Genomic DNA, 15,141 nt, shown 5'->3' with positions numbered 1-15,141 from the left:
ATTCCATTCTATGCAAAGAAGATCCTTTTTAAAACGAAGTATACAAGGTGCAGTATTGCCATCTCTGTTAGGTAGCTTATCGGTAAAAGCATTTGGCAACTCTGCATTTTTACAATCACTTAGTGGTGCCGATAATGATCATGTACTCGTGCTGATTCAATTAGCCGGAGGTAATGACGGATTGAATACCATTATCCCTTTAGAATTTTATAGTGATTATAATCGCATCCGCCCCAACATTGCTATACCTGAAAATAAAGTGCTGGCATTAAATAATAATCTTAAATCAGGATTGCATCCGTCATTAACCGGTATGCAGCAAATGTATAACGAAGAAAAATTGTGCGCTATCCAGGCGGTGGGTTATCCATCTGCAAACGGTTCGCATTTTCGTTCAATGGATATCTGGTTAACAGGTGCTGATGCGGAACAATATTTATCTACCGGATGGGCAGGCAGATACCTCAATCATCAGTATCCTAATTATCCCGTAGGTTTTCCAAATGACACCATGCCCGATCCGCTGGCATTACAGATCGGTTCCGTATTGTCTCCGGTATTCTTAAGCCCTACAGGATTTGATGCATTAGCTATTGATGAGAGCCTTAATTTTTATAATTTAATTGATGCTATACAGGACCCAACACCCAATACACCAAGTGGCGTGGAGTTAACCTACCTGCGCACTATTGCAAAGCAAACCAATAAATATGCAGAGGTAATTAAAAAAGCAGCAGACAAAGTAACACAGCAATCAGCATATCCTGCGGATAATTACCTGGCAGCACAATTAAAAGCAGTGGCAAAATTGGTAGCGGGCGGGTTGAAAACAAAAATTTACATGGTAGGCATGGGTGGTTTTGATACGCATGCAGGCCAGGTAAACGGTGGCAATCCGCTTACCGGAAATCATGCTGGCTTATTAAAGCAGGTTTCAGAAGCCATTACAGCATTTACAAAAGACCTTAAATTTTTAGGCGTTTCTCAAAAAGTGTTGGGTATGACGTTTTCTGAATTTGGAAGGCGTATGCAAAGTAATGGTAGTTTAGGTACAGATCACGGTGCCGCACAACCGGTATTTTTATTTGGCGATAGCGTAAAGCAGGGGATACTCGGTAAAAATCCTTCTATGCCGGTAACAGGCCAGGCTGTAGATAACGTACCGATGCAATATGATTTCCGTTCGGTATACTCTACTATTTTAAGAGATTGGTTTTGTTTGCCGCCACAGGATGTGGATAGTGTATTGCTGAAAAATTATCAATACCTGCCGGTGATAAAATCTACGGCCTGTAATATGGATATGCAGGAGTTGAATAACCTGGGCGATAACCTGATTATCAATTACCCCAATCCATTTGGTAATTCCACCAAAATTACTTTTAAAACAACGGGTGGCCATACCCTGGTACAGATATTTGATACCGCAGGTAAAAGAATTGCCACATTGATTGACCAGGAATATGCAACCGCAGGTACTTATACTGTAACTTTTAATGCACCGTTACTACCAACAGGTGTGTACTATGCAAGATTGCAAAACGGTGCGCTGCAGCAGGTGCGGCCAATGTTAAAAGTAAAAGGATAAATTATTGAACTCAAAGCCTTTACAACTGTACTTAAAATAAACCCATGAAGCGTTTTCTTTGCATCATATTCTTTTGCTCTTCATTTTTTATAACTGAAAGAAGTGCAGCACAAATGGTTTATGCTATTCAGCATAGCAGTAGTTGTGCAGGCAGTGCTGTAACATTTAATTCCACGGCTTTTGAAACGGCGCAATTTCCGTCCACCATTCTCTGGAATTTTGGAGATACGGCAAGTGGGTTATTGAATACGGCAAAAGATATACAACAGCCTTCGCACATTTACAATACACCGGGTACCTATATTGTTACGCTGCATGTGGTAGATGGCGGCGCAGGAACCATTGATCTTACTGATACTATTAATTTTGTATTGCCTGTTACCTATAATTTTGGTCCCGATGTTTTTTTATGCGGCGATACGGGAACCTACATACTCAACGCACCCATTATACCCAATGCCTTATACGAGTGGAATGATGATACTGCTACAATAGGCCCGGTACTGGCAGTAAAAAAATCGGGTACTTATACGGTAAAAATAAATGGTTGTGAAGTAACAGATACTATTGGTGTCTTTTTCACCAGAGAACCCGATCTTGATTTGGGAAGGGATCATATACTGTGCCAGGGCGAGCAACTGACATTAGATGCATCAAGTGAAAATGCAACCTACCAATGGCGCTTAAATGGAACAGTATTGAGTTATACCCAATCGCAAATTCCTGTTATTGCACCTGGTGGGCAATACATTGTAAATGTTGATGTGGCAGGATGCGGTGCATACAGTGATACCGTTAATATAAGTTTTAGTAATTACGCAGCACCTGCTTTTAAGCTGGGGCCTGATACATTACTATGCCCCAAGGAAATCTTCAATTTAACGGCCCATGTTACCGGTGCTACAGGTTATGCCTGGAGCAGCAAAGGTTTAAATGTAAATGATGCGGTATTGTATAATATCGACATGGATTCCACCATTACCATAAACAGCCAGGGCCGTTACTGGGCTTTTGTTACTATTGGCAAACAATGCGAAGTGGTAGATACAATGATCGTACGCTATCGTGGCAACAAGCAATTGAATTTTAACGATACCGCACTTTGCCAGGGAAATACACTGGTGCTGGATGCTGATTTTGGTACCGGTATTTATAAATGGGAATCTATACCTGCACAAAGAGATGATCAGAATAATACCAATCAATCTACTTACTTTGTGTATAAACCCGGCTTTTATGCAGTAACGGCAACGGTTGGCCACTGTGTATTTAAAGACAGTTTATACGTGGTGTTTAATGATACCCTGCAACTGGGGTTACCAAAAGATACCACCTTATGCCGTGGCGAAACATTTATTATTCAACCGAAGGCCAATGCGCCGGATTATAAATGGCAGGATGGATCGGTGGGAGGACTGTTTACCGCAACCACCACCGGCCTGTACCGTATAACAGCACAAAATGGTTGTGGCAGAGATACAGCATCAATGAATATTGTTTTTGAAGCCTGCCCCTGCGCTTTATTATTACCAAATGCGTTTACACCTAATAGTGACGGAGTGAACGATAATTTCCGTCCGCTACATGCCTGCGATATGCAGGATTACACCATGACCATTCTTAACCGCTATGGCGAAAAAATTTATATCAGCAAAGATCCACTGGAAGGTTGGGATGGTACACTAAAAGGCACTTTACTAAATATGGGTGCTTATGTGTGGATGGTAACTTATACCAAAACAAGCAACAAACAAGTGATTCAGAAACAGGGAACGGTATTGTTGCTGAGATAACATATTACTTTTCAAGTAATAAAAAAAGTCCGGGAAATTTCCAGGACTTTTTTTATTAAAATTATCTTCTTCTTAATGCGATCTCTTCTCTCTGCCCAATACCAAACTTACTTTAAGGTTAAAAGTAAAATAGGCATCATTGTTTTTTGAATTACCTCTCTGGTCTCCGTCGCCGGTAATATGTGTGGGGTCCAATTCGTACTGGCGGTCGTTCAGCAATAAAGCGTTGGTTAATTTGGTGCCGGTAAAATAATTGGCAAATAAATTCGGGTCAACGTAACTGGTACTTACATCATCTAAATAATCAGTACTTAAAATGCGGTACAAAATTTCTGCTCTTAAATTTATCATAGGAGACAGTTCGTATTTAGCGCCAACACCAACGGGAATATTTACCTGGTGTAAGGAGTAAGGTTTTCTGTTAGGGTATTCAGCAAAGCCTTGCCCTTCCGTGCTTAGCGGCTGAAGGTCAACCCAGCGGTTTAATAATTTAGCCTGTGGGTTAAAGGAATAAAAACCAATACCTGCTGCCAAATAAGGAGAACATCTTGGCACCGTGCTGTTTTCATCATACTTTTTAAAAATGAATAAAGGATGAATTTCTGCCAGTACTGAGAACTCAGTGATATTACTCCTGAAGCTCAGGTTACGTTCGTACCGGCCGTTGGTAGAGGTCTTTACCGATTTTAAAATGCTATCGTATGCTTTTACCTGTCCAAAAGTACCTTCCAGCCTTATTGCCACTGCATTTTTATACAGGGCATTTAAAAAAAGACCGCCGGCAAACTGCGTATTTCCAAAATTCAGATCTTTAATAAATTTTTTACCAATTCCCTTTTTACCACCCAGGTCAGTAAGGCAATTCATCACACCAACAGATGCCCCCATTTCGTACACCACAGGATTATCGTAGTAGTTATTATCGTAAAAATAATATTGAGCCGAAGTTTTTTGAGCAGAACAAAGCAATAATAAAATGAGTGCGGTAACTGAAGCCAGTCTTTTCATGTACATAAATATCCTTTTGTATTAATATTAATTTTGGCGGTTGGGGGAGATACTTCAAAGGGATATAGATTAAGATACAAATAAAGCGATTATTCCGCAATAAAAATTCAGGTAGCGGATAATTGTTTACAAATTTCAGGATACTTAATATTAAGTATACGCTGCTTGGTATAGCTATTTTACCGCTGTTGCAAAGCTGTTTAGAAAATAAAGCCGATTTTAAAATTCATTGAGAAATAGGCATCATTCTTTTTAGGATTGCCCCGGATGTCGCCGATATTGGTAGCATGCGCCGGATTGATTTCATTTTGCCGGTTATATAATTTTAGTGCCTGTGCCAGCTTTTCGCCATCTAAATATTTCGCAAATAAGCTTTTGTCGATATAAGTGGTACTCACATCATCTAAATAATCGGTCATTAAAATGCGGTAAACAAACTCGGCACTAAAATTAACACCATTTGCAATTTTATACTTTATACCGGCACCCACAGGAAAATTAATTTGCTTTAATTTATAGATCTTCCTGTCCGGGTATTCTGCAAAACCCTGGCCTTCGGTACTCAATGGCCTCAGGTCTACCCAGGCACTGTCGTACTTAGCCCTGGGGTTAAATACAAAATAACCAATGCCCCCCAACAGGTAGGGTGATAACCGGGGCAATTTTTCATTTTGCGAATACAATTTAAAAAATCGGGGATGAATTTCTGCTACCAGCGACATTTCAAAAATGGTACTTCTGAAATTCAGGTTACGGTCGTACCTGCCGGAAGTAGATTCCTTTACATTTTTAAGCACCGCATCACTTGCTTTTACAATGCCCCATACCGCTTCTGTTCTTAGTGCCACGGCATTGCGGTACACCACACTTGTGAATATGCTCCCCTGGGGTTGACTGTAGCCAACATTCACGTCTTTAATAAAATTTTTACCTGCTCCTTTGCCGCCACCTAAATCGGTAAGGCAATTCATTACGCCAAGGGATGCCCCCACTTCAAGAGTGAATTTGCTGTAATAATAAGGATCTTCAGAAAAATCAGGTCGTTGTGCCAATACAGGTGTACACGAGCATACCAATACAATGGCAATGCCCAAAAATGGGGTAATTCTTTTCATGAAATAAGGTTTCCTGTTTGTGAAAAATGGGGTTATTTTAAGAGGATACCTGGAATTTCACAATTGAATATCTGATTTTTTTTTAATGCGGACAAATTTACAGGCAGTTTTTAAACCACATTCGCTGCATTTGGGGTTCCTGGCGGTACAAACATACCTGCCATGTAATATTAACCAATGATGCGCTTTGTACACATATTCCGCCGGAAAATTTTCAATTAATTGTTTTTCGGCTGCCAACGGAGTTTTGGCATTGGTGGTAAGCCCGATTCTTGCACTCACCCTGAATACATGCGTATCCACTGCCATATTGGGTTGCTGATCTATTACCGAAGTAATTACATTGGCTGTCTTTCTTCCCACACCGGGTAACTGTACCAGCTCGTCCACCGTCATGGGCACTTCGCCATTAAATTTTTCCAATAGCATATTGGCCATGCCAATAAGGTGCCTGGTTTTATTATTGGGGTAAGAGATGCTTTTGATAAATGGGAATAATTCTTCAAAACTGGCCTTGCTTAAAGCTTCCGCAGTAGGGTATTTTTCAAAAATAAAAGGTGTGGTAAGATTAACTCTTTTATCTGTACACTGTGCAGATAAAATTACGGCCACTAACAATTGAAAAGGACTATCAAATAATAATTCCGTTTCTGCATTGGGCGCATGCGCTAAAAAATAGTCAATTACAAACTGGTAACGTTCCTTCCTGGTCATAAAAAAAATCCCCCTACATCTGTCGGGGGAACTAAATTACGTTAAAAACGGGACGATCTTAAACTGATGCAGAAAGTTCGCTGACAGCTTTTTCGGCATAATTCAAAATATTGTCGATCGTTTGTTGGCTAGGTGACATCTTTAAAGTTTCCAGCTGGCTTTGAGCAGCAGTGATCTCTTCAAATTTTTCACGAAGACTCCAGTCATTTTCCAAAGCAGCCTTTATTTCGGCTGTTTGCGCTGGGGAAGTTTCCTTGTACAAATACTGTAATAGATCTTCCGGGGTAAAATTGTGCATAGCAAATGTGGCTTGTGTTAAAAAATTAAATATCCATTATCCGTTTACATAAACGGTATTTTTACGGCGATATTGTATTTTAGCGCAAAATTATTTGCTTTCTGAGGGGGTATTTATTATGAACAGATCTTCATTATCTTTTTTCATCATATAGTTCTCCCGGGCATATTTTTCAATCGTTTGGGAGTTGGTCTTCAATAAATTACGGTCTTTACTGGTTTCCACAATCAATTTAGTCATGTGTTGCTCATTTTTTTGCAACTTGCTGTAAGTCTCTATTCTATTGATAGTAGAAGGAATATCTTTTGGATCAAAGAAAAAAATCCAGACTAAGAAAGCCGTACCCGCAATCAGGTACTTATTTTTTAGCCAGGATGGTATGTGAGCAAGTAATTTCATTTAGTTATAGTTGAAAAAGTTGATGGTTCATAGTTAATGGTTCATGGTAAAACAATGCATTTCCATGAACTATGAACCATCCGCTATAAGCTACTGTCCAAATTTAATCTTTCCTTTTGGATAAATGCCGCTTTCGCCCAACATTTCTTCAATACGGATCAGCTGGTTATACTTAGCCATACGGTCGGTACGGGATGCAGAACCGGTCTTGATTTGTCCGCAGTTTAATGCAACAGCCAGGTCAGCAATAGTGGTATCTTCAGTTTCGCCGCTGCGATGGCTCATGATGGTATTGTAACCACCCTGTTGTGCCATACTTACCGCATTGATAGTTTCTGTAATAGTACCAATCTGGTTTACTTTCACCAATAAGCCGTTTGCAATACCTTCATTGATGCCTCTTTCCAGTCTTGTAACGTTGGTTACAAAAAGATCATCACCTACCAGCTGGCATTTTTTACCTACTGCTTCGGTCAGCATTTTCCATCCTTTCCAGTCATCTTCGGCCATACCATCTTCGATACTGCAGATGGGATATTGTTTTACCCAGCTGGCCCAGAAATTCACCAGTTGTTCGCTGGTCATTTCTTTTCCTGAGCTTTTATGGAAAACATATTTTTTCTTTTTGCTGTCCCACAATTCACTGTTGGCAGCATCCATAGCAATAGTGATCTGAGAACCGGTTTTAAAACCTGCGGCCTGTATTGCAGTCAATACGGTTTCAATAGCCTCTTCATTACTTTGTATATTGGGAGCAAAGCCACCTTCATCACCTACGTTAGTGCTGAAGCCTTTTTTCTTTAATACAGTTTTTAAGGCATGAAAAATCTCAACACCCCAACGTAAGCCTTCGCTGAAAGAAGTAGCGCCAACAGGCATTACCATAAATTCCTGGAAGTCGATCTTATTATCCGCATGTGCACCACCGTTTAAGATGTTCATCATCGGTATGGGTAAAATTTTTGCATTGGTCCCCCCAATATAACGGTACAAGGGAAGGTTAGCTTCCAATGCAGCAGCTTTTGCAACTGCCATACTAACGGCAAGCATTGCATTGGCACCTAATTTTCCTTTGTTGGCAGTGCCATCCAAAGCCTGCAGTGCAGCGTCAATACCGGTTTGGTCAGCTACATCCCATCCTAATAAATTATCTGCAATAACTGTATTTACATTTTTCACCGCTTTTAAAACACCTTTACCACCATACAGTTTTTTATTATTGTCCCTTAACTCCACCGCTTCATGAATACCCGTACTGGCACCACTCGGCACAGCGGCACGGCCCAAATGTTCGTTCTCTGTTAAGATGTCAACTTCTACTGTTGGATTTCCACGGCTGTCTAATATCTGACGGGCATGAATGGAGGCGATGTAGCTCATTTTCTTTGTTGTTTGATTTTTTAATTATTATTTGAAGTCAAATTCCTGAATACTTCTTCCAGGCTGTTATTTTCACTTTGCAAAGAAACAATGTTCCAGTTGTTCCGCAAACTCAGTTCCATTAATTGTTTTCTAATACTTTCGGGATTTTTTGTTGAAAGTTGAAAATCAGAAGCTGAGGACTGGCTGATACCGGTTACGTCTTGTATAGACTGTAACACATCTGCCGGCACATTTTCTTTAAACTGTACCTGTACCACATGGATACCGGAATTGTTTTTTTGAAGATTGCTTAATTTATCATCTGCCACAATATTCCCTTTGTTAATAATGATCACCCTGTCGCAAATAGCTTCCACTTCCTGCATGATATGCGAAGAGAACAACACGGTTTTATTTTTACCCAGTTCCTTTATCACTTCTCTAATTTCTACTATCTGGTTAGGGTCAAGGCCGCTGGTAGGTTCATCTAATATCAATACATCGGGGTTGTGTATCAGCGCAGCGGCTAAGCCTACACGTTGTTTATAGCCCTTGCTTAACTGCCCTATCTTTTTATTGGCTTCTATCTGCAAACCAACAGTAGCTATCACTGTTTCAATCTGTTGTTTAAGATTATCCACTTTATGTACATTGCCCACAAACTCCAGGTACTCTCTCACAAACATATCGTAGTACAAAGGATTGGCTTCGGGCAGGTAACCGATCTTCTTTTTGGTTTCGTTGCTGTTTTCGTCTACCGTAATGCCGCACACCACTGCATTGCCGCCATCTGCCTTAAGGTAGCCGGTAATAATCTTCATGGTGGTGGATTTCCCGGCTCCGTTAGGCCCCAGGAAACCAACGATCTCTCCTTTATTGATGGTAAAGGAAATGTTATTAACCGCTTTTTGAGCGCCGTAAATTTTAGAAAGGTTGCTGACTGTAATAGACATGTACTACTGGATTACCTGAGAATTGAAATATGAATATTTATTTCAATTGCGAAAGTACAAAATATAATGCTTAGAAAACATGATAGAAAACACGGGTAAATTTATTGGGATTATCTATTTTTACCGTAATGGAATATAAACCCGGTAAACATCTTATTGCTACCCTGCAACCTGGTAAGGCTGAGCTTATAAAGCATTATGCCGGTTTTAAAGATCTCATCGACCATTTGGTTGACAATTACCAGCTGTTTAAATTAGGCGAAGTATACCATGATTTTTCCCCCGAAGGCTTTACTGCAGTGGTCTGCCTCAGCGAAAGCCATATTTCTATACATACCTGGCCTGAGCACCGGCTGGTAAATGTGGATGTTTACCTGAGTAATTTTAAAAAGACCAATGACGACACGGTGCAGGCACTTTTTGAAAGTATCACCGCCTACTTTGATGCTATTGTTTTATCTGTACAAACAATAACCCGCTGATGAGCGACCTGCGTACTATATTACAATGCCCGAAATGTAATGCCATGCTGGCGTTTGAATACCCGGCATCCAATATTAAAGAATGTACCTGTGGTGCAGTGTTAGTAAAAAAAGATAACCAGTTAACAGTTGCCGAAGGATTAAATAATGTTACTGTAAAAGGCTACCAGCTAAAACCCGGCACTACAGGCCAATGGGAGGGCAGGCAGTTCAGGATATTGGGAAAAATGGGGGTTTGGTTTGAGGAATCTTTTTTTAGTTATTGGTGTATTGTTTTTAAGGATGGTGCCACCGGATTTTTAGCAGAGGGCTATGGCCTGTATTCCATTTTGCTGGAAGACAAACAGGCGGTTATTAAAGACAGTGATCTCGGCAGTAATAAGGTAGGGCAGGTAGTGATCAATACGGATTACCAGTTTCAAAAAAAAAGCAGCACTTTTTACTGGGAAGTGGAAGGAGAGTTGTGCCTCAAAAATTTCAGCACCTATTTTGATGTATATGAATACGATGGCGAAAGCGGAAAACTTTTTACACTATTTAAATGGGGCGATAAAACAACCGAGACCTTTAGTAATAATCCCACTTCATTTGACGATCTTAAGCTGGAAAATATACAGGAGAAAAATCCCTATGGCATACAATTAAAATGCCCGCAATGTGCTAAAGAAATAGTCATCAGCACTTATCCGTTGGCTCAAAGCTGTACCTGTAATGATTGCGGTACTTTTTACAGCATAGAAAAAAAGAGATTGATCGATAAAGGAAAAAATAATAAGAACACCTTTACTAGCTTACTGCCCTTAGGCGCCAATGGTATTATTAAAAATATAAACTACCGGGTGGTGGGATATACCAAAAAGCAGGAACAAAATGCCTATAAAGCCAAATGGAGGGAATATGTTTTATTTAACCCCACATACGGTTTTGCTTTTTTAAGTGAGTTCAACGGGCACTGGATATATGTAAAGGAAACCCTTGCAGCGCCGGTAATATTAAACGAGAATACTAAAACTTTTGAATTTGATAACGAATCTTTTCATTTGTATAACTCTTACTCTTATACGGTGATAGAAGCCCGTGGCGAATTTCCCTACAATGCTTTTGATAATAAAAACACCATGGTGAAAGAATACATTTCGCCACCGGAGATTTGGATAAGAGAAAAAGATAGTAAAGAAGGGATCAGCTGGTTTTGGGGCCAACATATTGCGCCTAAAGAAATAAAAAAAGCTTTTGCTATTGATAATGCCATGCCATACCGGATTGGGGTAGGTGCAGTGCAGCCTACCGGTTACATCAACATAAAAAAATTAGTATTGATGAGTGCGTTGGGTATTTTAGGTTTATTGCTGGTGTTCATGATATCGTCGGGTAATAAACAAAATAAAATCCTGGCGCAGAATACTTATTATTTTCCGGATTCAGCCGATAAAATAAAAATCGTTACCGAAAAGTTTGTACTGAATAAATGGCGGAGCAATGTGCAATTTGATATATCATCGCCGGTGAGTAACAGCTGGTTTGAATTGAGTGCAACCCTGGTAAATGTGGAAACAGGCAAAGAATATACAATGGAACAGGGTATTGAGTATTATTACGGCTATACAGATGGCGAAAACTGGACGGAAGGCAGCCATGACGAAACCGCTTATATTACTAACGTACCTGCCGGCAAATATTTCCTGGAGATGGAAGGGGCAAGGGAAACAAATTCTGCTGTAAAATTAAACAGCTTTAGCGCAAAAGTAATTTACGATGTAGCGGCCTACAGAAATCTTTGGTTTGCCATTTTCCTGTTATTGCTGTGGCCGGTGATTAACTATATCCGAAACCAGTATACAGAAAAAAGCAGGTGGCAGGACAGTCCTTATTCTAATTACACAGACAATTAAAATGACATACAAAATGAATTTTAATTTTTTTAAAAACCGATCACCATTGTTTCCATTCCGGTGGTTTATTGTAACCTTTCTTGCAGTAACATCACTGCTGCTTTTTTGTGATATTACAGGAAGAAGAATGTTTTCTTTTAGTAACCAGCAGCAATGGAGCAGCAGCGGTCCAGGCAGCCACAAATAAAACTTTTATATATGACACAGCCCATCATCAACTCTCTTTTATATGCTTTTTTAGGCATAGCAATACTGGCAGTATCCTTTGTGCTGTTAGAAATATTAACGCCCCGGCATAATTTGCGTAAAGAGATACTGGAAAATAAAAATGTTGCCCTTGCTATTTTAGCTGGTTTTTTTATGCTGGCAGTTGCTATAATTATTGCTTCGGCCATACATTAATACCATGATAAAAAAAGAAAGCAGCGCCCAGTGGATATTGCTGATTGCAGTATTTTGTATTGCCACCTGCGGTTTAATTTATGAATTGGTAGCGGGTACCCTGGCCAGTTACCTGCTTGGTGATAGCGTTACACAATTCAGCACTATCATCGGCACCTATTTATTTGCCATGGGTATCGGGTCTTTTTTTTCCAGGTATTTTAATAACGATATTTTAAGATGGTTCATTAAAATAGAATTGCTCATTGGTTTGATCGGTGGCTTCAGTTCTGCCTTATTATTTTTATTATTCCCGTTGGTGGTTTCTTTCAGGGTAGTGCTGTATTTAATGGTGTTGGTAACCGGTATTTTAGTGGGGCTGGAAATTCCGTTGCTGATGCGTATACTGAAAGACAAGATTGAATTTAAAGACCTGGTAAGTAAAGTTTTTTCCTTTGATTATATTGGCGCATTACTGGCCTCTGTTGTTTTTCCTTTAGTGCTGGTACCTCATTTGGGTTTGATAAGAACTTCGTTATTTTTTGGTATCATTAATATTGGCGTTGGCTGGTACCTGGCCCATTATTTTGCCAGCCAGATAAAACAGGCCGTAAGCCTGAAAGCCATAGCGATTATATTACTACTGGTAGAAGTAGCGGCATTTGTGTTTTCAGATAACATTATGTCTTACAGCGAAAGCCTTACCTATAGAGATAATATAGTGTATGCCACTTCATCTCCTTATCAACGCATTGTGATCACAAAAAATAAAAGGGAATTACGATTGCATTTAAATGGCAACCTGCAGTTCAGTACTGCAGATGAATATCGTTATCATGAAGCGCTGGTACACCCGGCATTGTCATCTGTTGCCGGCTTAAAAAGTGTACTGGTTTTGGGTGGAGGAGATGGCTTGGCGGTAAGAGAAATATTAAAATATCCCTCTGTTGAAAAAATTAAACTGGTAGACCTTGATGCAGCCATGACGAAATTATTTTCAACACAGGAAGTATTGGTGCATTTAAATAACGGATCATTGCTCAATAAAAAAGTACAGGTACAAAATGAAGATGCTTTTTTATGGCTGACCAGGAACACGGAAAAATTTGATGCCGTGGTGGTAGATTTTCCTGACCCTTCTAATTTTTCTATTGGTAAATTATACAGCACCATGTTTTATGCACTTTTAAAAAAAGTACTTAATCCTGATGGCGTAGCGGTTATTCAAAGTACGTCACCTTATGTAGCGCCAAAAAGTTTCTGGTGCATTAACAACACCATTCAGGCTGCAGGCTTTTTTACAAAGCCTTATCATAATTATGTACCTTCTTTTGGCGAATGGGGGTATATCATTGCCAGCATTAATCCCAACCTGCATTGGTTTGCAGCATACCCGGCAGGATTAAAATATTTAAATGATGCGGTTATTCCGCAAATGTTTGTTTTCCCGCAAGACATGCAATACAATAAACCCATACCGGTAAATAAATTGAATAACCAGGTGCTGGTAGGTTACTTTGAAGAAGAGTGGGATAAATACCTGGATTAAAAAATGAACAGGAAACAATTTATACAAACTGTTTTAGGGGCCACTGCAATCACTACAGCTGCAACAGCCTGTAATACAAAAAAGCATATTGTAAAAGGAACGATCATCGGGGCTGCTTCAAACATCGGCCATTTACTCAGGCAAGCAAAAAATAATACCATAACTGCAAGGGTTCAAAAAAAAGTGGTGATAATAGGAGGTGGCATCAGCGGTTTATCTGCAGCAAGGTATTTGCAGGCCAATAACATTACCGATTTTATTTTACTCGACCTGGAAAAAGAAGTTGGCGGCAATGCAAAAAGCGGGGCCAATGAAATATCTGCATTTCCATGGGGGGCACACTATGTTCCTATACCCAATAATAATCTTACCGAATACATTGATTTTTTATCGGATTGTGGTATTGTAAAAAATACAGGAGCAGATAAAATACCTGAATACAAAGAAGAATATTTATGTTTTGATCCTGAAGAAAGATTATTCATCAATGGGCGATGGCAGGATGGGCTCATCCCTCATTTTGGCGTACCTGGTGCAGAACTTTCGCAGATAGATATGTTCTTAAAAAAAATGAATACTTACCGGTATGCCGTGGGTACTGATGGTAAAGATGCATTTGCAATACCGGTTAACGAATCCAGTAAAGATGCAGATTATACAACGCTTGATTTGATCACCATGAAAGAATGGTTGCTGAAAAACGGATTTACAAGTTCTTATTTACACAACTATGTCAACTATTGTACTAAAGATGATTTTGGTACAGCCTACCACAACATCAGCGCATGGGCAGGCATACATTATTTTGCTGCAAGAAAAGGTAAAGCTGTGAATGGTACATACAGTGATGTAATTACCTGGCCCGAAGGAAATGGATTTTTAGTGAACAAATTAAAAGCCTTATGTGAGCCTCAGACTAAAACCAATTGCCTGGCTACTGGAATTATACCGCAGGATGATAAAGTGGTAGTAGAGTATTTTGATGTGGTAACACAACAATACATTGCCATTGAAGCAGATCAATGCATTGTTGCCACACCGCAATTTGTTGCCAGCCGGTTATTACATGATGAAACCAGAACAGGCATTGTAAAAAATAATTTTAGTTATTCCCCATGGATGGTAGCGAATATTACAACCAACGAACTGAAACAAAAAGAAGGCGCACCAATATCCTGGGATAATGTAGTATATGATACAGCCTCTTTGGGTTACATTGATGCTACCCACCAGCAATTACAACTGTATAAAAATAAACGTAACCTTACTTATTATCTGCCACTGTGCAGCACCGATGCGGTAACAGAAAGAAAACAGGCGCAGGAAAAAAAACATGCCGACTGGACTGAGATAATTTTTAATGATCTGAAAAGGATACATGAAGACATTGAAACACAAACAGAGGAAATTAATGTCATGGTCTGGGGGCATGCCATGATTCAGCCTTTGCCCGGTTTTATATCCGGCAATGCAAGGCATGAAATGGCAGCATCCATCAACAATAAAATTCATTTTGCACACACCGATATTGCAGGGATATCTATTTTTGAAGAAGCATTTTACCAGGGCTTGCAAGCCGCTAAAAAAGTAATTGCAGCAATATAAAT

At 39.6% G+C, this 15,141-nt stretch carries 14 protein-coding genes; 7 read left to right on the top strand and 7 right to left on the bottom strand.

Going from position 1 to position 15,141, the window contains the following annotated elements; all coding sequences use genetic code 11:
* Positions 1-10 precede the first annotated feature (10 nt).
* Complete coding sequence (locus tag ACYVM0_RS17030) at positions 11-1,588, top strand: DUF1501 domain-containing protein (RefSeq protein WP_460558871.1); 1,578 nt, start codon at positions 11-13, stop codon at positions 1,586-1,588.
* Between the two features lie 44 nt (positions 1,589-1,632).
* Positions 1,633-3,381 carry a T9SS type B sorting domain-containing protein gene (locus tag ACYVM0_RS17025; RefSeq protein ID WP_460558869.1) on the top strand — a complete coding sequence of 583 codons (1,749 nt, stop codon included), beginning with the start codon at positions 1,633-1,635 and terminating at the stop codon, positions 3,379-3,381.
* 72 nt (positions 3,382-3,453) lie between these two features.
* Here ACYVM0_RS17025 and ACYVM0_RS17020 read toward each other — a convergent pair whose 3' ends face one another.
* From ACYVM0_RS17020 to gldA, 7 genes are all read right to left on the bottom strand, one after another.
* Positions 3,454-4,395 carry a hypothetical protein gene (locus ACYVM0_RS17020; protein WP_460558867.1) on the bottom strand — a complete coding sequence of 314 codons (942 nt, stop codon included), beginning with the start codon at positions 4,393-4,395 and terminating at the stop codon, positions 3,454-3,456.
* Positions 4,396-4,589: 194 nt separating this feature from the next.
* Positions 4,590-5,504 carry a DUF6089 family protein gene (locus ACYVM0_RS17015; RefSeq protein WP_460558865.1) on the bottom strand — a complete coding sequence of 305 codons (915 nt, stop codon included), beginning with the start codon at positions 5,502-5,504 and terminating at the stop codon, positions 4,590-4,592.
* A gap of 57 nt (positions 5,505-5,561) precedes the next feature.
* Positions 5,562-6,218 carry an endonuclease III domain-containing protein gene (gene nth / locus ACYVM0_RS17010; RefSeq protein ID WP_460558863.1) on the bottom strand — a complete coding sequence of 219 codons (657 nt, stop codon included), beginning with the start codon at positions 6,216-6,218 and terminating at the stop codon, positions 5,562-5,564.
* Positions 6,219-6,276: 58 nt separating this feature from the next.
* Positions 6,277-6,516 (bottom strand): hypothetical protein, encoded by a 240-nt coding sequence (locus ACYVM0_RS17005; RefSeq protein ID WP_460558861.1) that lies wholly within the window; start codon positions 6,514-6,516, stop codon positions 6,277-6,279.
* A gap of 90 nt (positions 6,517-6,606) precedes the next feature.
* Positions 6,607-6,756, bottom strand: coding sequence for a hypothetical protein (locus ACYVM0_RS17000; RefSeq protein ID WP_460558859.1), 150 nt, complete (start codon positions 6,754-6,756; stop codon positions 6,607-6,609).
* A gap of 249 nt (positions 6,757-7,005) precedes the next feature.
* The gene (gene eno, locus ACYVM0_RS16995) at positions 7,006-8,295 is read right to left on the bottom strand and encodes a phosphopyruvate hydratase (protein ID WP_460558857.1); all 1,290 of its coding nucleotides are present in this window, start codon (positions 8,293-8,295) and stop codon (positions 7,006-7,008) included.
* 20 nt (positions 8,296-8,315) lie between these two features.
* Complete coding sequence (gldA, locus tag ACYVM0_RS16990) at positions 8,316-9,230, bottom strand: gliding motility-associated ABC transporter ATP-binding protein (RefSeq protein WP_460558855.1); 915 nt, start codon at positions 9,228-9,230, stop codon at positions 8,316-8,318.
* Positions 9,231-9,358: 128 nt separating this feature from the next.
* Here gldA and ACYVM0_RS16985 point away from each other — a divergent pair, with 128 nt between their 5' ends.
* From ACYVM0_RS16985 to ACYVM0_RS16965, 5 genes are all read left to right on the top strand, one after another.
* Entirely contained in the window at positions 9,359-9,712 is a 354-nt protein-coding gene (locus ACYVM0_RS16985) for an S-adenosylmethionine decarboxylase family protein (RefSeq protein ID WP_460558853.1), read from the top strand.
* Positions 9,712-11,604, top strand: a complete 1,893-nt coding sequence (locus tag ACYVM0_RS16980) for a DUF4178 domain-containing protein (protein ID WP_460558852.1) — start codon at positions 9,712-9,714, stop codon at positions 11,602-11,604. Before ACYVM0_RS16985 ends, ACYVM0_RS16980 begins: the two co-directional genes overlap by 1 nt.
* 198 nt (positions 11,605-11,802) lie before the next feature.
* A complete protein-coding gene (locus ACYVM0_RS16975) occupies positions 11,803-12,006 on the top strand; it encodes a DUF350 domain-containing protein (protein ID WP_430986253.1) in 204 nt (67 codons plus the stop codon).
* 4 nt (positions 12,007-12,010) lie between these two features.
* On the top strand, positions 12,011-13,534 hold the full coding sequence (locus ACYVM0_RS16970; RefSeq protein ID WP_460558850.1) for a spermidine synthase: 1,524 nt from the start codon (positions 12,011-12,013) through the stop codon (positions 13,532-13,534).
* Positions 13,535-13,537: 3 nt separating this feature from the next.
* Positions 13,538-15,139 carry a flavin monoamine oxidase family protein gene (locus ACYVM0_RS16965; RefSeq protein WP_460558848.1) on the top strand — a complete coding sequence of 534 codons (1,602 nt, stop codon included), beginning with the start codon at positions 13,538-13,540 and terminating at the stop codon, positions 15,137-15,139.
* Positions 15,140-15,141: the final 2 nt, after the last annotated feature.

This window comes from Ferruginibacter profundus, assembly GCF_054783275.1.
Note: the sequence above shows the minus strand (reverse complement) of the source record. Positions and strands in the feature narration are given on the sequence as shown.